Source organism: Streptomyces sp. NPDC048018 (genome assembly GCF_043202995.1).
Lineage (GTDB): Bacteria > Actinomycetota > Actinomycetes > Streptomycetales > Streptomycetaceae > Streptomyces.
This window is the reverse complement of record NZ_JBIDBK010000003.1, coordinates 291,711-308,479: the sequence shown is the minus strand read 5'-3', so window position 1 is coordinate 308,479 and position 16,769 is coordinate 291,711. Positions and strand designations below refer to the sequence as shown.

Genomic DNA, 16,769 nt, shown 5'->3' with positions numbered 1-16,769 from the left:
CGACGCCGAGCCGCTCGCCCGCGCCCCTGACGCCGGGCCGCCCGCCCACGCCCCCGGACCGGCCGGCCCCGACGCCGGGCTGCTCGATCCCGTACGGGCGGGCTCGCCCGCCGAGGCCGCCACCGGGGACACGGCCTTCCTCCAGGCACTCCTGGACGCGGAGGCCGGGCTGACCCGCGCCCAGGCGGCCACCGGCGCCGCGCCCGCGGAGGCGGCCCGAGCGGTCACCGAGGCGGCCCGGGCGGGGCGCCTCGACGTCCGGTCGGTGGCCCTGCGGGCGCGCGGCGGCGGCAACCCCGTCATCCCGCTGGTCGCGGACCTGACCGAGGCCGTGGGGGAGTGGGGTGCGTACGTGCACCGCGGTGCCACGAGCCAGGACATCCTGGACACGGCCGCCATGCTGGTGGCCGCCCGCACCCTCGGTCTCGTCCTCGACGCCCTCGCCCGGTCGGAGCAGGCGCTCGCCGCCCTCGCCGCCGCCCACCGGGACACCGTGATGCCGGGCCGCACCCTCACCCAGCACGCCGTCCCCACGACCTTCGGCCTGAAGGCGGCGGGCTGGCGCTCGCTCGTCCTCGACGCACGGGACCGGATCGAGCGGGTACGCGACGGACTGCCCGTCCAACTCGGCGGCGCGGCGGGCACCTTGGCCGCTTTCGCCGACTTCGGCGGCGGCGCCGAGGAGGCGATCGGGCTGCCCGCCGCGTACGCCCGGGAACTCGGCCTCGCCGTACCGCTCCTGCCCTGGCACGTGCTCCGCACCCCCGTGGCCGACCTGGCGGGCGTCCTCGCCTTCACGGCCGGGGCGCTCGGCAAGATCGCAGCCGACGTCCTCGTCCTGTCCCGCACCGAGATCGCCGAGGTCGGCGAAGGGACCGGCGGCGGGTCCTCCGCCATGCCCCACAAGGCGAACCCGGTGCGCGCCACGCTCGTCGCCTCCGCCACGCGACGGGCCCCGCACCTCGCCGCGAGCCTCTACGGCTGCCTCGCCGCCGAGGACGAACGGCCCGCCGGCACCTGGCACGCCGAGTGGGAGCCGCTGCGCGACCTGCTGAGGCTCGTCGGCGGTGCGGCCCACCACGCCGCAGCCCTCGCGGAAGGACTCCGCGTCGACCCGGCGGCCATGCGGACCCACCTGGACGCCACCGGCGGACTGCTCGTCGCCGAACGCCTCTCGGTGGCGCTCACCCCGCTGCTCGGCCGGGCCCGGGCCCGGGACCGGCTCGCCGAACTCACCGCGCGCAGCCGGGCCGAGGGCCGATCGCTCGGCGAACTCCTCGCCGAGCAGCCCGAGTCGGCCGGGCTCGACCTGGCCGCCCTGACCGACCCGGCCCGCGCCACCGGCTGCGCCGGCCCCCTCACCGACCGAGCCCTGGAGCGACGATGAGCCCCCGCACCCCGCACCACCTCGTCGAAGGTCCCGCCACGGCGCCGGTCGTCGTCCTCGGCCCCTCGCTGGGCACCTCGACCGCCCTCTGGGACGCCGTCGCCCCCGAACTCTCCGTCACCCACCGGGTCGTCCGCTGGGACCTGCCCGGGCACGGCGGTTCACCCGCGGATCTGATCGGCGCGGGGGCCACCGTGGCCGATCTGGCCCGGCTGGTCCTCGACCTCGCCGACACCCTGGGCGCCGACCGCTTCTCGTACGCGGGCGTGTCGCTCGGCGGCGCCGTCGGACTCCACCTGGCGGTGCACCACCCGCAGCGGGTCGACCGCCTCGCCGTCCTCTGCTCCTCCGCCCACTTCGGCGGCTCCGCCCCCTGGGAGGACCGGGCCGCCACCGTCCGCCGCGAAGGACTGGAGAAGCTGGCCGCGACGGCCGACGCCCGCTGGTTCACCCCGGGGTTCACCGTGCCGCGCCTGGTGGCCGACCACCGGGCCGCCGACCCGGAGGCGTACGCCGCGTGCTGCGACGCGCTGGCCGCCTTCGACCTGCGCGACCGGCTCCCCGACATCACCGCGCCCACCCTGCTCGTCGCCGGCCGGGAGGACCCGGCGACCCCTCCCGCCCACCTCCGGGAGATCGCCGACGCCGTCCCCGGCGCCGCGCTGACCGAACTCCCCGGCGCCTCCCACCTCGCGCCCGCCGAACAGCCGGAGGCCGTGCTCGCCGTCCTCCGCTCCCATCTCGCCGGCACGCCCGCCCGAAGCGGCATGGCAGTGCGCCGTCAGGTCCTCGGCGACGTCCACGTGGACCGCGCCCAGGCCCGGCAGACCCCGCTCACCGCCCGCTTCCAGGACTTCATCTCCCGCTACGCCTGGGGCGAGGTCTGGACCGACCCCACGCTGTCCCGGCGCGAGCGCAGCCTGATCACCCTGACCGCCCTGGTCGCCCACGGCCATCACGACGAACTGGCGATGCACCTGCGCGCGGCCCGCCGCAACGGCCTGACGGACGACGAGATCGCGGCGGTCCTGCTCCAGACCGCGGTCTACTGCGGAGTCCCGGCGGCCAACACGGCCTTCGCCGTGGCCCAACGGGTGCTGGGGGAGGAGGACCAGGCCGACTCCCGCGGACAGGACCGGCCCCGGGCGGCCGGACCGGGGGCCTGAGCCCTGGGGTCCGCCGACGTGGTGCGGGCCCCGCGTGTCGGTCGGCGGCGACCCGTCGGCACGCGCCCGTGCGTGGTCCTGCGGGGGCTGTGTGTCGCTGACGCACAGCAGCCCGCCGCAGAGCAGCCTGCCGACAGCAGCCCGCCGGACAGCGGGCCGCCGTGCGGTTCGGCGGCCGGAGCCCGTCCCCGGCGTCGGCCGCGTGCCGCCCGAGCCCCGTCGCGCTCGGGCGGCACGCGGCGCCCGCCGGCGACCGCTCGGTCCTGGAACGCGCTCAGTACGCCGGAACCCGGGCGAAGCGTTCCGTCACGTGCAGGTCCGCCTCGATGCCGCAGATCGCCGTCGCCAGTTCCGGGAGGACGTCGCGCACGCACTCCTCCGCGGACCTGCGGCTGGCGTGCAGGGCCACGTTGACGGCGGCGACGACGCGGCCCGTACGGTCGTGGACCGGCAGCGCGATCGACCGCAGGCCCTCCTCCAGCTCCTCGTCGACCAGTGCGTACCCCTCGCGCCCGACCCGGTCGAGGAGCGCGTCGAGTTCGGTGCGCCCGGTCACCGTGTACGGGGTGAGGGCGCGCGGCTCGGAGGCGTCGAGGCGGGCCGCGCGCTCCTCGGGCGGCAGGCCGGCGAGCAGGACGCGGCCCATGGAGGTCGCGTACGCGGGGAAGCGGGTCCCGATCGTGATGTGGACGTTCATGATGCGGCTGGTCTCGACCCGCCCCGTGTACTGCACCTCGTCGCCGACCAGCACGGCCAGCGACGTGGACTCCCGTACCCGCTCGGCCAGGTCCGCGAGATGCGGCTGGGCGATCCGGGTGAGCGTGGTCCGGGACAGCGGCGCGAAGCCGAGGGAGAGCACCCGGGGGGTGAGGCGGAACTCCCGCCCCTCCACCGCCACACAGCCGAGGTGTTCGAGGGTGATCAGGGCCCGCCGGGCGGTGGCCCGGGCGAGCCCGGTGGCCTCGGCGACCGCCGTCAGCGGCAGCGCGGCGCGGCCCTCGCCGAAGGCCGTCAGGACCGTGAGCCCGCGCGCCAGCGACTCCACGAACTCCCGGCCCAGTTCCTGCTTCGAGGCGCCCGTCCACGCGGCGAGCCCGCTCGGCGCGGCCGGCGCCGCCGCCGGCGCCTCCCGCAGCACGCGTTCCATCGCGGCGGCCGTCGTCCGCAGCCGTGGCAGTAGCGCTTCCCGCAGCGCGGCGGCGTCGTGCCGGCTGGTGTGGCTCACGGTGCTCAGCGCACACGCGATCCGCCCGTCGCCGCCGCGCACCGGCACCGCGAGGGCCACGAGTCCGGGCTCGACCAGCTGGTCGTCGAGGGCCCAGCCGGCCGTCCCCGCCTCGGCGGCCCGCTCGGCGAAGTCCACCGCGCCCGCGGCGCGGGAGGGTGCGGCCGGGAAGTCCCGGCCCTGCGGGTCGGCGGCCCGCCGGGCCCGCCATCCCTCCCACGCGGCCGCGTCCCACTCGGAGGCGAACAGGGCTCCGGGGGCGGTGCGTTCGGCCGGGAGCAGGTCGCCGATGCGGAAGCTCACCGACATCGCGCGGCGCCGGGTGGCCTGGTGCACGAAGCGGATCCCGTCCCCGTCCGGGACGGCGATTGACACCGACTCGTCCAGCTCGTCGGCGAGCGCGTCCGCCCGCCCGCCGAGCAGGTCGGGCAGCCGTACGGAGGCCAGATAGGCGTTGCCGAGCTCCAGGAGGCGCGGCGCGAGGAGTACGTCGCGCCCCTCGATCCGCACGTAGCCCATGCGTGCCAGCGTGCCTGTGACGCGATCCACCGTGGACCGGGCGAGCCCGGTGGCCCGCTCGAGTTCGCCGACCGGCATCCGCCCGCCGGCATCGGTGAGCCGGCGCAGCACGCCGACCCCGCGCAGCAGGGGGGTCACGGCCTCGGGCGGCGTCTCGGCAGGCGCATCGTAGGCAGGGGGCATCGGCTCTCCGTCGCTGATCTTCGGTCCACCGTAGCGAACGGGGCCGGGCGCCCCGTTGACAGGCGGGCCCGCCCGCGACCAGACTCCCAGCATAGTGAAAATCTCTTCACTATGCGAACGCCTTGAAGGCCCCATCCGCGCTGACGCGCCTGCGGATCCGCTCCGCGACCGCCCAGCGCCCGGACCGCCCGGTTCGACGCGACGAGGAGACCCCATGCACACCACCGTCGGCATCATCGGCGGAGGCCCCTCCGGCCTGCTCCTGGCCCGCCTGCTGCACCAGGCGGGCATCGACAGCGTCGTCCTGGAGAGCCGCGACCGCGACTACGTCGAACGGCGGCAACGGGCCGGCATCCTCGAACAGGCCACCGTCGACGCCCTCCGCGCCGCCGGCGCGGGCGCCCGCCTCGACGCCGAGGGACTCCCGCACGACGGCATCGAGCTCCGCCACGACGGCCGCGCCACCCGCATCGACTTCCCCGCCCTCACCGGCGGCCGGCGCGTCTGGGTCTACGCCCAGACCGAGGTCGTCAAGGACCTCGTGGCCCTCCAGCTCGCCGAAGGCGGCCCGCTGCACTTCGAGGCCGAGGTCACCGCCGTCGAGGGCGCCGACACCGACCGCCCCCTGATCCGCTACACCCACGAGGGCCGCGAGAAGACCCTCACCTGCGACTACGTCGTGGGCTGCGACGGCTACCACGGGGTCACCCGGCACGCCGTGCCCGACACCGAGCGGCGCACCTTCGAGCGCACCTATCCCTACTCCTGGCTCGGCATCCTCGCCGAGGCGCCGCCCGTGTACGACGAGCTGATCTACGCCCACTCCGAGCGCGGCTTCGCCCTCGCCAGCATGCGCTCGCCCTCCGTCAGCCGGCTCTACCTCCAGGTCCCCAACGGCACCGACCCCGCCGACTGGCCCGACGAGCGCGTCTGGGACGAACTCGACGCCCGCCTCGCGCTGACCGCCGAACCCGGATGGCGCCTCACGCGCGGCACCGTCACCCAGAAGTCCGTCCTGCCCATGCGCAGCTCCGTCACCGAGCCCATGCGCCACGGCCGTGTCTTCCTCGCCGGGGACGCGGCGCACATCGTCCCGCCGACCGGGGCGAAGGGCCTGAACCTGGCCGCCGCCGACGTCATCGTCCTGGCCCGCGCCTTCGCCCACCACGCGAAGACCGGCTCGACCGAACTCCTGGACGCCTACTCCGACACATGCCTGCGCCGGGTCTGGCGGGCCGAGCACTTCTCGTACCTCATGACCACCACCCTCCACGCCGACCCGGACCAGTCGCCCTTCGACACCCGGCTGCAGCAGTCCCAGCTCGACCGGATCGCCCGCTCCCCGCACGCCGCCGCCGAACTCGCCGAGAACTACACGGGCCTCCCGGTCGACGCCTGACGCACCAGCCCGAACGCGGTGAGCAGCCAGGCCGCGGCGGCGATCCCCAGCAGCACCCGCCCGAGCGGGTCCGGCCACCCGATCCCCGCCGCGTCCGACACGGACAGACAGGCGACGGCGGTCATCCCCAGCGGGAAGACCGTCGCCCAACGCAGCACGTCGTAGGCCCTACGGGGCCGGGCCACCTCGGCTGCGAGCAGCACCGCGTACCCGAGCAGCGAGAGCCCGAGGGCGACCAGGGTGCCCGTCCGCAGCACCTCGCCCGTCCACACCCCGGTCGCCAGCAGCTTCGCGCCGCCGAGCGCCGAGATGGCGAGCGCGCCGCCCGCCACCCACTGGTCGCCCGCCCCCGTCACCACCTGCCGGAAGTCGAACCGGACCAGGGCGTCCACGTACAGCACGAGCCCCAGGACGAGCAGCACCAGACCCGCCCAGGCGAGCGGGCGGCCGTAGCGCGGCGCGAGCGTGCCCGACAGGACCGCCAGCCCCTCGGTCGCCACGCAGATCAGGAACACGCCTCCCGGCATACGGTGGCCCAGATGCCGCAGCACACCCGGGAGGAGTGCCACCCACGCGACGGCGGCGACCCCCAGCAGCACCAGCGCCACCGCCGCCCACCCCAGGCCCGAGCACCGCACCCCCAGGATGGTCGTCGCCGCCACGGCGGTGAGCGCGGGCGGCGAGTCCGCCCGCGCCTCCCACTCCCGTCGACGACCCAGCAGCAGGACCGCGAAGTCACCCGCGAGCAGGATCCACAGGGACCCCGCCAGCCCGAAGGCCAGCAGCGAGAGGACTTCCCGACCGACGAGATGCAGACCGACGGAGAGGATGCCGGTCGCCATGACCGCCGCCCCGGCGACCGGTGGGAACACGGCCCACCAGGGGGCGGCACGATCGTCCATGCTCCTCATCCCAGCGCCGGGCGCACCGCCCCGCCACCGGAGCGCCGGCCGTCCTGACCCGCCGGCCGGGCGGAACCGCACGGACCCGGCCCGGGCCCTCACCCCCCGTCGACGAGGACCACCTCGAGCCGGCGCGGACCGTGCACGCCCTCCACCCGGTCGAGCTCGATGTCGCTCGTGGCGGAGGGGCCGGAGATCCAGGTGAGCGGCCTGGCCGGGTCGAGACGGGCCAGTGCGAGCGGTACCGAGGCCACGACCTGCTCCGGCACCCGCACGACACACACGTGCAGGTCCGGCACGAGGGTGAGGGCGCGCCGGCCCTGGGCCGGCCCGCCGTCGAGGACGATCGTCCCGGTCTCGGCCACGGCCACGGCGCATCCCGTCACCACGGCGTCGGTCCCGTCCAGCCGGCCGGGCGTCAGCGATCCGTCGTCGGGCCGGAGCCCGACGTCCCGTGCCCGGCCCGACAGCCACGCGTCGGGCAGCCCGGCCGGTACGGCGACACTGCGCGCCCCGTGCTCCGCGAGCACCCGGCCGATGAGCCCGGGGAGCCCGGCGGCGTCCGTGCGCCGGACCACCGCCCGGTAGTCGGCGAGGTTCTCGTGCAGGAGGTCGACGAGCGCCGCCGGGTCGCCGGGCGCGTGCCGGTCCGGATAGCGGCGCTCCGCCTCGGGCGCCTCGGGCGCACCGGCCACGGCGGCGCGGATCCGGGCGAGGATCCGGTCCCGCGAGGAGGGGACGGCGGGCTGCGGGGCGGCGGTCACGTGCGGTTCCTCCTCCACCAGTCGCGGAACGGCTCCTGCGGCACCTCGGGCAGATCGCGCGTCCCGGTCCAGGCACCGGCGCCGGGCGGCTTCTTCGGGTGCAGCGCACGGGTGCGGGCCGCCAGGCGCTCCCCGGCGGCGAGCACTGCGGGCCGGTCGAGGACCCATCCGGCGGCCGTCATCGCCGCCCGTTCGAGCCGGTGGCCCGGACCGCCCTGCCCGGCGACGCGTTCGCGGAGATGCACCAGGACCTCGGGAATGTCGATCGCGACGGGGCACACGTCGTAGCAGGCGCCGCACAGCGAGGAGGCGTACGGCAGTGAGGCGTCGACCTCGCTCGCCGTACCGCGCAGCTGAGGCGTGAGGATCGCGCCGATGGGCCCGGGGTAGACCGAGCCGTACGCGTGACCGCCGGCCCGCTCGTACACCGGGCAGACGTTCAGGCAGGCCGAGCAGCGGATGCAGCGCAGCGCCTGCCGGCCGGTGGCGTCGGCGAGGACGTCGGTGCGGCCCGCGTCGAGCAGCACCAGGTGGAAGGTCTCCGGGCCGTCGCCGTCGGTCGTGCCGGTCCACATGGACGTGTACGGGTTCATGCGCTCGGCGGTCGAGGAGCGGGGGAGGGTCTGCAGGAAGACCTCCAGGTCCCGCCATGTGGGGACGACCTTCTCGATGCCGACGACGGAGATGAGGGTCTCGGGCAGGGTGAGGCACATGCGGCCGTTGCCCTCGGACTCGACGACCACGAGCGTGCCGGTCTCGGCGACCATGAAGTTGGCGCCGGAGATGCCGACCTTGGCACGCAGGAACTTCTCGCGGAGGTGCAGGCGGGCGGCCTCGGCCAGCTCGGCGGGGGTGTCGGTGAGGTCCTCGGGTGCGGGGCGGCCCCATTTCCCCATCTCGGAGCGGAAGACGTCGCGGATCTCGCTCCGGTTGCGGTGGATCGCCGGGACCAGGATGTGGGAGGGCCGGTCGTGGCCGAGCTGCACGATGAGCTCGGCGAGATCCGTCTCGTAGGCGCGGATGCCTTCCGCCTCCAGGGCCTCGTTGAGGCCGATCTCCTGGGTGGCCATGGACTTGACCTTGACCACCTCGGTCTCGCCGGTCGCCTTGACCAGGCCGGCGACGATCCGGTTGGCCTCGTCGGCGTCCTCCGCCCAGTGGACGGTGCCGCCGGCCGTGGTCACGGCCTCCTCCAGCCGGAGGAGGTAGCGGTCGAGGTTCCGGAGCGTGTGGTCCTTGATCTGCCGTCCGGCCTCGCGCAGCTCCGCCCAGTCGGAGAGCTCGGCGACCGCGCGGGCCCGCTTGTCACGGATGGTGTGGGTGGCGTGCCGGAGGTTGCCGCGCAGGCGCTCGTCCCGCACCGCCTCGCGGGCGGCCCGGGGGAAGGCGGGCATTCCGACGAACGTGCCGCTCATGCCAGGGGCTCCTCTTCGGTGCTCGCCAGGATCTCCGCCAGATGCACCGGCCGCATCTCCGGCAGCACCTGCATCCGGCTCATCGTGCCACCCAGGTGCATCAGACAGGAGTTGTCCGCACCGCACAGCACCTCCGCTCCCGTGGAGAGGGCATTGCGGACCTTGTCGGCGCCCATGGCGGCCGACACGTCCGGGTTCTTCACGGCGAAGGTGCCGCCGAAGCCGCAGCACTCCTCAGCCCCCGGCAGCTCGACCAGCTCCAGTCCCCTCACCGCCTCCAGCAGCCGGCGCGGCCGGTCGCCGAGGCCGAGGAGCCGCAGGCCGTGGCAGGAGGGGTGGTAGGTGACCCGGTGCGGGAAGAAGGCGCCGACGTCGGTGACGCCGAGGACGTCGACCAGGAACTCCGTCAGCTCGTAGGTGCGCGGGCCGAGTTCGGCGGCGTCCGGGCCGAACGGCGCGTAGTGCCGGCGGACCATGGCCGCGCACGACCCGGAGGGAGTGACGACGTGTTCGTATCCCTCGAAGGCGCGGACCGTGCGTCGCACGAGGGGAGCGGTCCGTTCGCGATAGCCGGTGTTGAACTGCGGCTGCCCGCAACAGGTCTGCGCGGCGGGGAAGTCGACGGTGACGCCGAGGCGTTCGAGGAGCCGGACGGTGGCCACCCCCGTGGCCGGGTACAGGGCGTCGTTGACGCAGGTGACGAAGAGGGCGACGCGCATGGACGGGTTCCTCCGGGTCGGGTGGCCTCGGGCGGGTCGTTGCGGAGTCGTGCGGGTCTGGGGTTCCGGCGGTCAGGGGCGTGGCCAGGGGCGCCCGTCGAGTCGTTCGATGTCGCGGTTGAAACGCTGCAGGGCGGCGGCGAAGTCGGCCACCTCTTCGGGGGTCCAGTGGGCGAGCACCCGCTCCAGGCCGCGGATGTTGAAGTCCCGGTCCGCGTCGAGACGCCGCTCACCCTCCTCGGTGATGCGGAACTTGCGGGCGATGCCGCCGTCCGGGTCGGGGATGCGCTCGACGACGCCGGCCCGCAGCATGGCCGCGGTCTGCCGGTTGAGCGTCGAGGTGTCCAGGCCGAACGCCTCGGTGAGCTGGCTGATGGACAGGGGGCCGTCCATCCGGATCCGGCTGAGCAGGACGTAGGCGCTGCGGTCGAGATTGCCGCCGGCCGCGCGGGAGCGGGGCGCGTACAGGTGCGAGTGACGCCCGAGGAGCATGGTCTCGAACTCGATCAGATGCGTGGGCTTGTCCTTCGCGTGGTCCATCGGGTTCCTGTTCCGGCGGGTCGGTCGGGCTCGTCCGGTCGGCGGGGCCGGGCCGGGGTCGGCTCCAGCATATGCAGCCTGCAGTACCGAGGCGGCGGCCTGCGGAACGCGCCCACGGTCGTCGGCGGCCCGAGCGAGCAGCGTGTCGTCGACGGTCGTCAGGACCGCACGGGACGCCTTGGGCGCGGTGGAGGTCATCGTCCACAACGCCGGGATCATGGACAGCCTGTCCGCCGGGTCGTCGGCCGTCGCCCACCGCCGCCGGGGCATCCGCACGAACGCGGTCGCCCCGGGCGCCACGATCACCGGCATCCGGCTGGACGCCGGCCCCGCGGCGGCCTGCCCGCCGGCCCTCGGCGCCTGTCTCGGCCACGTGGGACAGCCCGCCGACGCGGAGACCCGGGCCGCCGCGATCGTCTTCCTGGCCTCGGACGCGGCGAGCAACATCAACGGGGGCGTGCTGCCCGTGGACGGAGGGTGGTCGGCCGTGTGACGCGGCGGCGGCACGGGCCCACCCGGCCCCGGGGGTGGGCCGGCCACGGGGCCTGTCGCCTTGGCTGCCGGCCCCGGGGGTGTCCCGGCTTTGGGCCCGGTGGCCTCGGGGTGTGCGCGCCGCGGGGTGTGCCGGCCCCGGGGCCGGTGGCCTCGGGGTGTGCGCGCCGCGGGGTGTGCCGGCCCTCAGGACGTGCGGCGCGGCTTGCCCGTGCGACCGCTCTTGGGGGCCGGGCCGCCGCCGGAACGACGCCCGCGCCCGCCGGAGCCCTGGGCCTTCTGCCCCTGGCCCTGACGCTGCTGGCCTTGCTTCGCGGGACGCCCGCCCTTCGCCCCCTGCGGAGCCTTCGCGGCCTTGGTCGCCTTCTCGTCCGGCTTGCGGCCCCGTGAGCTGTTCACCGTCCGCCCGCGCACGATGCCGATGAAGTCCTCCACCAGCTCGGTGGTGGCGTCCTCCGGCCAGGACAGCGCGACCTGGGACTGCGGCGTACCGGTGATCGTCCGGTAGGTGAGGTCCTTGCGGTGGTGGAGCCGGGCCAGGGACTGCGGCACGACGAGCAGGCCGATCCCGGCCGCCACCAGCTCGACCGCGTCGGCGGTGGTGGCCGGCCGCTCGAAGGCGGGAAGCCCCGGAGGCGTCTCCCAGTCCAGGGTGTCGTCCAGCGGGTGCAGCACGATCTCCTCGGCGATGTCCTCGACGGTCACCTCCTCGGCGGCGGCCACCAGGTGGTCCTTCGGGACCACGACGACGGTCGTCTCCGTGTACAGCGGGATCGCGCTGAGCTCCGTGCGGTCCACCGGGAGCCGCACGAAACCGGCGTCCGCCCCGCGCTCCCTCAGCCGTGCCTCCGCGTCGGCCGCCGACACCTGCACCAGCTCGAGCGGAACGTCGGGCAGGCGCTCCCGCCAGATCCGCACCCACTTCGAGGGCGTCACGCCGGGCACGTAGACCAGCCGGAACGACGGCCCGGCGGAGGGCGCCGCCGAGGGCGCCTCGGGCGGAGCTGCGGAGGGAACGGGGGAGGAGGATGCGTCCGAGCCTGTCACCAGGCCAGATTACCGGCCGTGGTCGGCACCGGCGCACCTGGCCGATATTCTTGTCAGCATGACGCAGCACCAGACCGCCCAGACGATGAAGCCCGCCACCGCGGCGAAGAAGCTGGGCGTGTACCTCGATGCCACCCCCGCCGACTTCCGCGAGGGTGTCGTCTCCCGCGCCGAGCTCAACGCCCTTCAGACCGACCCGCCGGAGTGGCTGCGTGACCTGCGCCGCGACGGTCCGCACCCCCGCCCGGTCGTCGCGGCGAAGCTGGGTGTCTCCATCTCGGGTCTCGCCCGCGGCGGAGTCACCGAGGCCCTGACCACCGAGCAGATCGAGGCCCTCAAGGCCGAGAACCCGGAGTGGCTCCGGAAGGAGCGCGAGACGCAGGCCGAGGTCCGCAAGGAGTCCGTCCGCATCAAGGAGAAGCGCGCGGAGGAGGCGGAGAAGGCCGCCCGGGCCGAGCGCGACTGATCACGCCGATCGCCGGCGCGAGGAGCGAAGCACCGCGCGCCGGGCGGCACGGCGCGGCCCCGCCGAGGGCCGACCGGGAGCACGACGCCGGGCAGGGGCCACCCTGCCCGGCGTCTTCGCGTACCCGTGCGTCGCGCGCCTGGGGCCACCCGCCGCCCCCGCCCCGCCCCGCACCAAGAACCCGCCCCCAAAAAGAACCCGCCCCCATAAAGAAGATGCATTCCGCCGCACCCTGGTGGTGCAATCGCCGGATGCGACCCGACACCCAGCCCCCGTTGACCGTCGATCGCGGTCGGTTCACCGACGCGGTCACGCCCTGGGAGGAACCGGCCTGGCGCGAGGCCGCCCTCCGCTGGGTGGAGCAGCAGCTGGCTCGGCACGGGCTCGCCGAGACCGGGCCCCGGGAGGCGCGGGTGCGGCCCTGGTCGATCCTCGTACGGTTCCGGACCGGCGAGGGCGGGCGGGACGCCGTGTGGTTCAAGGCGAGCGCGCCGGCCGCCGGATTCGAGGCCGCACTCGGCGGGGCGCTCGCCGAGTGGGTCCCCGAGCACGTGCTCGCACCGCTCGCGGTCGAGCCCGGGCACGGCTGGACGCTCCTGCCCGACGGCGGCCCGCTCTTCCGCAACGTCCTCGACGCGGGCGGTGCCGGGCCTGCGGACTGGCTCGCGGCGGTGGCGCAGTACGCGCGGATGCAGCGCGCCCTGATCCCGTACGCGGACCGGATGACCGGCCTCGGTGTGCCCAGCGCGCGGACCCGGCACCTGCCGGGCATCTTCGACGGGCTCGTCGAGACCAATCCCACCCTCGCCCCGGACACCCGCCGCTCCCTGCGGGCCGGGCGGCCGCGGCTGCTCGACTGGTGCGCCGAACTCGACGCCGTGGGCATCCCCGACTCGCTCGACCACTGCGACCTGCACGACGGGCAGGTCCTCGCCCCGGGCGCCGGGAGCTTCACCTTCTTCGACTGGGGCGACGCGGCCGTGGGCCACCCCTTCTCCAGCCTCCTGGTCCCGGCACGGGACGTGCGCGAGCGCTACGGGCCGGAGGCCGTGGCCGGCGTCCGCGAGACGTATCTGGAGCCGTGGACCGACCTCGGCATCCCGTTGTCGGACCTACGGCGTGCCGCGACCCTCGCCGTCCGCCTCGCCGCCATCGGACGGGCCGTCTCGTGGTTCCGCCTCTTCCCCGGCACCCCGGCCGACGACTGCCACGAGGCCAGCGCCTACTGGATCGAGGAACTCTTCGCCGAGGGAGATCTGCTCTGATCCGCAGGCCGCGCTGAGCGCCCCGGGTCAGGCGCGGCCGTCCGCGTCTCGGAAGTGCCGGTCCAGGTGGGCCACCAGGCCCGCCTCCTCCCCGAGCAGGCGCCGCCTCCGGTCCTCGGGCAGGCCGGCGAGAACGTCGACGAGCACGCGCCGCCGCGGAACGTGGACCATGTCCCCCGTGTAGAGCCGACAGACGGGGCACCAGGCCAACACGATGCACCGCTCGTACGCATCGGACTCCGGCGGGTGGGCTCGGTGCACGTACGAGCGGATGGGCGTAGCGCAGTCGAGACAGACCCGCGTCTCCCCCTCAGTGGCGGTCTCCAAAGGGCCTTTGATCCACAGGTGTTGATCCTGGGGGCGTCGGTGTAGGCGCATACGGACCATCCTGCCGTGGCAGCCCGCTCGCCGCGGCAGCGGCGGTCCGCTCCCGCGTGGGATGCACCTCGACGGTCGGGCCGATACAGCCGCGGACGCTTGTGCGAAGATCGCGGCGTGAACGAACTGCGCTTCCGTCTCGCGGGCGATGCCGACCTCCCGGCCGTGGTGCGTCTGCGGGACGACGCCGCCCGCTGGATGCTGGGCCAGGGTGTCACCGGCCAGTGGCGGCCCGGTGAGCTGGGACGGGACCACTTCCGGCGGATCATGGACGGCGGGGAGGTCTGGCTCGCGGAGGCGGACGGCCGGGTGGTCGGGGCCTGGGAGCTGTGGTGGGAGGACGAGGACGCCTGGGGGCCGCAGCCGCCGACCGCCGGCTACGTGCACCGGCTGATGGTCGACCACGGCAGCGTTCCGCCCGGCACCGGGCGGGAGTTGCTGCGCGCTGCGGAGCGGCGCGTGGTCGAGGCGGGCCGGTCGTTGGTGCGCCTGGACTGCCTGGCCGGCAACGAACGCCTCACCTCCTACTACCTTGAGGCCGGTTACCGGGTCGTCGGACGCAAGGAGGGCAAGCCGCAGCCGGGAGGCACGGCCAAGTCGTTCACGCTTCTCGAGAAGTCCGTGCGGGGTGAAGGGGCTCCGGCCTAGCGTCGGGGGCGGGCGGTCGTGGCGGACGTCCGGCGGCGTGGACGCCGGTCGGCCCGCTCGTACGGCCCGGTCCGCGGGCCGGGGCCGTCGGCTCAGGCGTCACCCAGTCCGCCCGGCACCGATTCCCTCAGGGCGCGGGTGAGCGCCGTCACCGCCGGGTGCGATCCGGCGCCGCTGCGGAAGGCGATGCGGGTCCGGCGCCGGACCGGCAGCGGGGTCAGGAGCACCCCGGGCGGTGGGGAGGTCGCCCCCAACTCCGGTACAACGGCGCATCCTTGGCCTGCGCCGACGAAGGCGAGCACGGTCGCGAACGCGTCCACCTGGTGCCGTACCCGCGGCACGAACCCGGCGGCCCGGCAGACCTGTTCGGTCACCTGCCGGCACAGCGTGTCCGGGGCGGACATGATCCACGGCGCGTCCCGCCAGTGCGCGAGGAGCGCCAGCCCTTCGAGGCCGTCCGGCGCGGGGGCGTGCGAGGCGAGGTACATCGCCTCCTCGCACAGCGGCTCGGCCGCCAGCCCCGGCTCGAGGGGCGCGGGCACGAGGTCGTAGTCGTGGATCAGCGCCACGTCCAGGTCACCGGCCCGGAGCGCGTGCGCGACCCCCGCCGGGTCGGTCTCGGAGACCATCGGCTCCAGGGCGGGGTGCCGGGCCGCGAGCCGGGCGAGCGCTCCCGGCACGAGGGTGCGGGTCGCGGTGGGGAAGGCCCCGATCCGCAGGGGCCCGGCCGGACCGTGCCGGGCCTCGGCGAGTTCGGCCGCCGCCTGCTCCAGGCGTTCGAGGACGGCCTCCGCATGGCGGACCAGGTTCTCCCCGGCGGGCGTCAGCCGCACACCGCGCCCGGAACGTTCGAGGAGCGCGACCCCGGCCTCCCGCTCCAGGGTGCCCAGCTGCTGGGAGACCGCCGACGGGGTGAAGGACAGCGCCTCGGCGACCGCGGCGATGGTGCCCCGCAGGGCGAGTTCGCGCAGCAGGCGCAGACGGCGTACATCGAGCATCAGCTCAGCTTACGGTTCGCATCGGAAAAGCGAACTGGACCTGAAGGCTTCGGCTCGCCCACCCTCGACTCCATGGCACAGGACTTCACCCCGCACGGGGTTCACGTACCGCTCGTCACCCCCTTCGCGCGCGACGGCCGCCCCGACCTCGACGCACTGGCGGGTCTCGCACACGCCGCCCTCGACGAGGGCGCCGCCGGACTCGTCGCGCTCGGCACCACGGGGGAGGTGGGTGCCCTGGAACCCGACGAGCGCCACGCGGTCGTCGACACCTGCGCGGAGGTGTGCGGGGCGCGCGACGCCCAGCTCGTCGTCGGTGCGGTCGGGGGTGCCACCGCGCAGGCCGCCCGGGACCTCGCCGAGCTGGCCGGCCGGCCGGAGGTCCGTGCCGCGCTGGTGCCCGTGCCCGCGTTCGTACGGCCCTCACAGGCCGGCGTGGTCGCCCACTTCGCGCGCCTGGCCGCCGAGAGCCCCGTACCGCTGATCGTCTATCACATCCCGTACCGCACCGGCCGCCCGCTCGATGCCGCCACCCTGCGGGCCCTGGCCGCCGTCCCCGGAGTCGTGGCCGTCAAGCACGCCGTGGGCGGCGTCGACGAGGACACCGTCGACCTCCTGGGCGACGTACCGCCCGGCTTCGCCGTCCTGGCCGGCGACGACACCTACGCCTCGCCGCTGCTCGCCCTCGGCGCGGCCGGCGGCATCCTCGCCTCCGCCCACCTGGCGACCGCCCGCTTCGCTGCCCTCGCCGACGCCTGGCGCACGGGCCCCCCGAGCCGCGCCCGCGCCCTCGGGCACCACCTCGCCCGCCTCTCGACGCGCCTCTTCGCCGAGCCCAACCCGACCGTCCTCAAGGCCGTGCTCCACGCCCAGGGCAGGATCGCCACCCCGGACGTCCGCCTCCCGCTCCTCCCGGCCTCGGAGGAGTCGCTCGCCGCTGCCCTGAAGGAGCTGGCCGCGGTGGAGGCGCTCGGGTAGCGGGGGCGGGCGAGGACGGGACCGGCGCTTCACCGCGACCGCCGCCGGACAGGATGACCGAGGGCCCCGCTTCCCGGAGGGCGCACACCCCGGCGCCCGGCCGACGCTTCCTCTGATCCCGTCGGCGAGCCGATGTCAGCGGCACACGGGTGGCACAGCGGTTCACGGAGCCCATCGGCGTCACGCGCTCCGGTTTGGGCACAGGTGCGTGCCGCGGGTCCGGTCGACGAGGTGCGCGTGACGTCGCTCCCGTGGTGTCCGGGGCGGGCCGCGTTCTC

General features: G+C 75.4%; 17 protein-coding genes. 8 read left to right on the top strand and 9 right to left on the bottom strand.

What is annotated here, in order from left to right; all coding sequences use genetic code 11:
• The first annotated feature begins 79 nt into the window (after nucleotides 1-79).
• Nucleotides 80-1,387, top strand: coding sequence for a 3-carboxy-cis,cis-muconate cycloisomerase (gene pcaB, locus ACGF1Z_RS12715; RefSeq protein WP_393004147.1), 1,308 nt, complete (start codon nucleotides 80-82; stop codon nucleotides 1,385-1,387).
• Complete coding sequence (gene pcaD, locus ACGF1Z_RS12710) at nucleotides 1,384-2,553, top strand: 3-oxoadipate enol-lactonase (RefSeq protein ID WP_393002964.1); 1,170 nt, start codon at nucleotides 1,384-1,386, stop codon at nucleotides 2,551-2,553. Before pcaB ends, pcaD begins: the two co-directional genes overlap by 4 nt.
• Nucleotides 2,554-2,827: 274 nt before the next feature.
• Here the strand turns inward: pcaD and ACGF1Z_RS12705 are convergent, their stop codons facing one another.
• Nucleotides 2,828-4,480 (bottom strand): IclR family transcriptional regulator C-terminal domain-containing protein, encoded by a 1,653-nt coding sequence (locus ACGF1Z_RS12705; protein ID WP_393002963.1) that lies wholly within the window; start codon nucleotides 4,478-4,480, stop codon nucleotides 2,828-2,830.
• 214 nt (nucleotides 4,481-4,694) lie between these two features.
• Here ACGF1Z_RS12705 and ACGF1Z_RS12700 point away from each other — a divergent pair, with 214 nt between their 5' ends.
• Entirely contained in the window at nucleotides 4,695-5,879 is a 1,185-nt protein-coding gene (locus tag ACGF1Z_RS12700; RefSeq protein WP_393002962.1) for a 4-hydroxybenzoate 3-monooxygenase, read from the top strand.
• Here the strand turns inward: ACGF1Z_RS12700 and ACGF1Z_RS12695 are convergent.
• The 5 genes from ACGF1Z_RS12695 to ACGF1Z_RS12675 all read right to left on the bottom strand — a co-directional run bounded on the left by ACGF1Z_RS12695 (nucleotide 5,852) and on the right by ACGF1Z_RS12675 (nucleotide 10,219).
• The gene (locus tag ACGF1Z_RS12695) at nucleotides 5,852-6,781 is read right to left on the bottom strand and encodes a tellurite resistance/C4-dicarboxylate transporter family protein (protein WP_393002961.1); all 930 of its coding nucleotides are present in this window, start codon (nucleotides 6,779-6,781) and stop codon (nucleotides 5,852-5,854) included. The genes ACGF1Z_RS12700 and ACGF1Z_RS12695 overlap by 28 nt on opposite strands.
• Before the next feature lie 98 nt (nucleotides 6,782-6,879).
• Nucleotides 6,880-7,545, bottom strand: a complete 666-nt coding sequence (locus tag ACGF1Z_RS12690; protein WP_393002960.1) for a lactate utilization protein C — start codon at nucleotides 7,543-7,545, stop codon at nucleotides 6,880-6,882.
• The gene (locus tag ACGF1Z_RS12685; protein WP_393002958.1) at nucleotides 7,542-8,960 is read right to left on the bottom strand and encodes a LutB/LldF family L-lactate oxidation iron-sulfur protein; all 1,419 of its coding nucleotides are present in this window, start codon (nucleotides 8,958-8,960) and stop codon (nucleotides 7,542-7,544) included. The genes ACGF1Z_RS12690 and ACGF1Z_RS12685 overlap by 4 nt, the downstream gene beginning before the upstream one ends.
• The gene (locus tag ACGF1Z_RS12680) at nucleotides 8,957-9,679 is read right to left on the bottom strand and encodes a (Fe-S)-binding protein (protein WP_393002956.1); all 723 of its coding nucleotides are present in this window, start codon (nucleotides 9,677-9,679) and stop codon (nucleotides 8,957-8,959) included. Before ACGF1Z_RS12680 ends, ACGF1Z_RS12685 begins: the two co-directional genes overlap by 4 nt.
• Before the next feature lie 72 nt (nucleotides 9,680-9,751).
• On the bottom strand, nucleotides 9,752-10,219 hold the full coding sequence (locus ACGF1Z_RS12675) for a MarR family winged helix-turn-helix transcriptional regulator (RefSeq protein ID WP_393002954.1): 468 nt from the start codon (nucleotides 10,217-10,219) through the stop codon (nucleotides 9,752-9,754).
• A gap of 142 nt (nucleotides 10,220-10,361) precedes the next feature.
• Between ACGF1Z_RS12675 and ACGF1Z_RS12670 the strand changes: the two genes are divergently transcribed.
• Complete coding sequence (locus tag ACGF1Z_RS12670) at nucleotides 10,362-10,712, top strand: SDR family oxidoreductase (RefSeq protein WP_393002952.1); 351 nt, start codon at nucleotides 10,362-10,364, stop codon at nucleotides 10,710-10,712.
• A gap of 185 nt (nucleotides 10,713-10,897) precedes the next feature.
• On the opposite strand, the gene ACGF1Z_RS12665 is transcribed toward ACGF1Z_RS12670, so the two are convergent.
• Complete coding sequence (locus ACGF1Z_RS12665; RefSeq protein WP_393004145.1) at nucleotides 10,898-11,665, bottom strand: LysR family substrate-binding domain-containing protein; 768 nt, start codon at nucleotides 11,663-11,665, stop codon at nucleotides 10,898-10,900.
• Nucleotides 11,666-11,816: 151 nt separating this feature from the next.
• Here ACGF1Z_RS12665 and ACGF1Z_RS12660 point away from each other — a divergent pair, with 151 nt between their 5' ends.
• On the top strand, nucleotides 11,817-12,224 hold the full coding sequence (locus ACGF1Z_RS12660; RefSeq protein WP_393002950.1) for a DUF5997 family protein: 408 nt from the start codon (nucleotides 11,817-11,819) through the stop codon (nucleotides 12,222-12,224).
• Nucleotides 12,225-12,475: 251 nt separating this feature from the next.
• Nucleotides 12,476-13,489: an aminoglycoside phosphotransferase family protein gene (locus ACGF1Z_RS12655; protein WP_393002948.1), complete on the top strand. Its 1,014-nt coding sequence runs from the start codon at nucleotides 12,476-12,478 to the stop codon at nucleotides 13,487-13,489.
• Nucleotides 13,490-13,516: 27 nt separating this feature from the next.
• Here ACGF1Z_RS12655 and ACGF1Z_RS12650 read toward each other — a convergent pair whose 3' ends face one another.
• Nucleotides 13,517-13,660, bottom strand: coding sequence for a hypothetical protein (locus ACGF1Z_RS12650; RefSeq protein ID WP_393002946.1), 144 nt, complete (start codon nucleotides 13,658-13,660; stop codon nucleotides 13,517-13,519).
• A 324-nt stretch (nucleotides 13,661-13,984) separates the two neighbouring features.
• Between ACGF1Z_RS12650 and ACGF1Z_RS12645 the strand changes: the two genes are divergently transcribed.
• Nucleotides 13,985-14,515 carry a GNAT family N-acetyltransferase gene (locus ACGF1Z_RS12645; protein ID WP_393002944.1) on the top strand — a complete coding sequence of 177 codons (531 nt, stop codon included), beginning with the start codon at nucleotides 13,985-13,987 and terminating at the stop codon, nucleotides 14,513-14,515.
• A gap of 92 nt (nucleotides 14,516-14,607) precedes the next feature.
• Here the strand turns inward: ACGF1Z_RS12645 and ACGF1Z_RS12640 are convergent, their stop codons facing one another.
• Nucleotides 14,608-15,513, bottom strand: coding sequence for a LysR family transcriptional regulator (locus ACGF1Z_RS12640; protein ID WP_393002942.1), 906 nt, complete (start codon nucleotides 15,511-15,513; stop codon nucleotides 14,608-14,610).
• A gap of 72 nt (nucleotides 15,514-15,585) precedes the next feature.
• Between ACGF1Z_RS12640 and ACGF1Z_RS12635 the strand changes: the two genes are divergently transcribed.
• The gene (locus ACGF1Z_RS12635) at nucleotides 15,586-16,491 is read left to right on the top strand and encodes a dihydrodipicolinate synthase family protein (RefSeq protein ID WP_393002940.1); all 906 of its coding nucleotides are present in this window, start codon (nucleotides 15,586-15,588) and stop codon (nucleotides 16,489-16,491) included.
• Nucleotides 16,492-16,769: the final 278 nt, after the last annotated feature.

Excerpts from the sequence above, each read along its gene's own strand:
- ACGF1Z_RS12700 (WP_393002962.1), top strand. The coding sequence starts at position 4,695 with ATGCACACCACCGTCGGCATCATCGGCGGAGGCCCCTCCGGCCTGCTC.
- ACGF1Z_RS12650 (WP_393002946.1), bottom strand. The coding sequence starts at position 13,660 with ATGGTCCACGTTCCGCGGCGGCGCGTGCTCGTCGACGTTCTCGCCGGC.
- ACGF1Z_RS12685 (WP_393002958.1), bottom strand. The coding sequence starts at position 8,960 with ATGAGCGGCACGTTCGTCGGAATGCCCGCCTTCCCCCGGGCCGCCCGC.
- ACGF1Z_RS12640 (WP_393002942.1), bottom strand. The coding sequence starts at position 15,513 with ATGCTCGATGTACGCCGTCTGCGCCTGCTGCGCGAACTCGCCCTGCGG.
- ACGF1Z_RS12695 (WP_393002961.1), bottom strand. The coding sequence starts at position 6,781 with ATGGACGATCGTGCCGCCCCCTGGTGGGCCGTGTTCCCACCGGTCGCC.
- ACGF1Z_RS12660 (WP_393002950.1), top strand. The coding sequence starts at position 11,817 with ATGACGCAGCACCAGACCGCCCAGACGATGAAGCCCGCCACCGCGGCG.
- ACGF1Z_RS12705 (WP_393002963.1), bottom strand. The coding sequence starts at position 4,480 with ATGCCCCCTGCCTACGATGCGCCTGCCGAGACGCCGCCCGAGGCCGTG.
- pcaD (WP_393002964.1), top strand. The coding sequence starts at position 1,384 with ATGAGCCCCCGCACCCCGCACCACCTCGTCGAAGGTCCCGCCACGGCG.
- ACGF1Z_RS12680 (WP_393002956.1), bottom strand. The coding sequence starts at position 9,679 with ATGCGCGTCGCCCTCTTCGTCACCTGCGTCAACGACGCCCTGTACCCG.
- ACGF1Z_RS12635 (WP_393002940.1), top strand. The coding sequence starts at position 15,586 with ATGGCACAGGACTTCACCCCGCACGGGGTTCACGTACCGCTCGTCACC.
- ACGF1Z_RS12655 (WP_393002948.1), top strand. The coding sequence starts at position 12,476 with ATGCGACCCGACACCCAGCCCCCGTTGACCGTCGATCGCGGTCGGTTC.
- ACGF1Z_RS12675 (WP_393002954.1), bottom strand. The coding sequence starts at position 10,219 with ATGGACCACGCGAAGGACAAGCCCACGCATCTGATCGAGTTCGAGACC.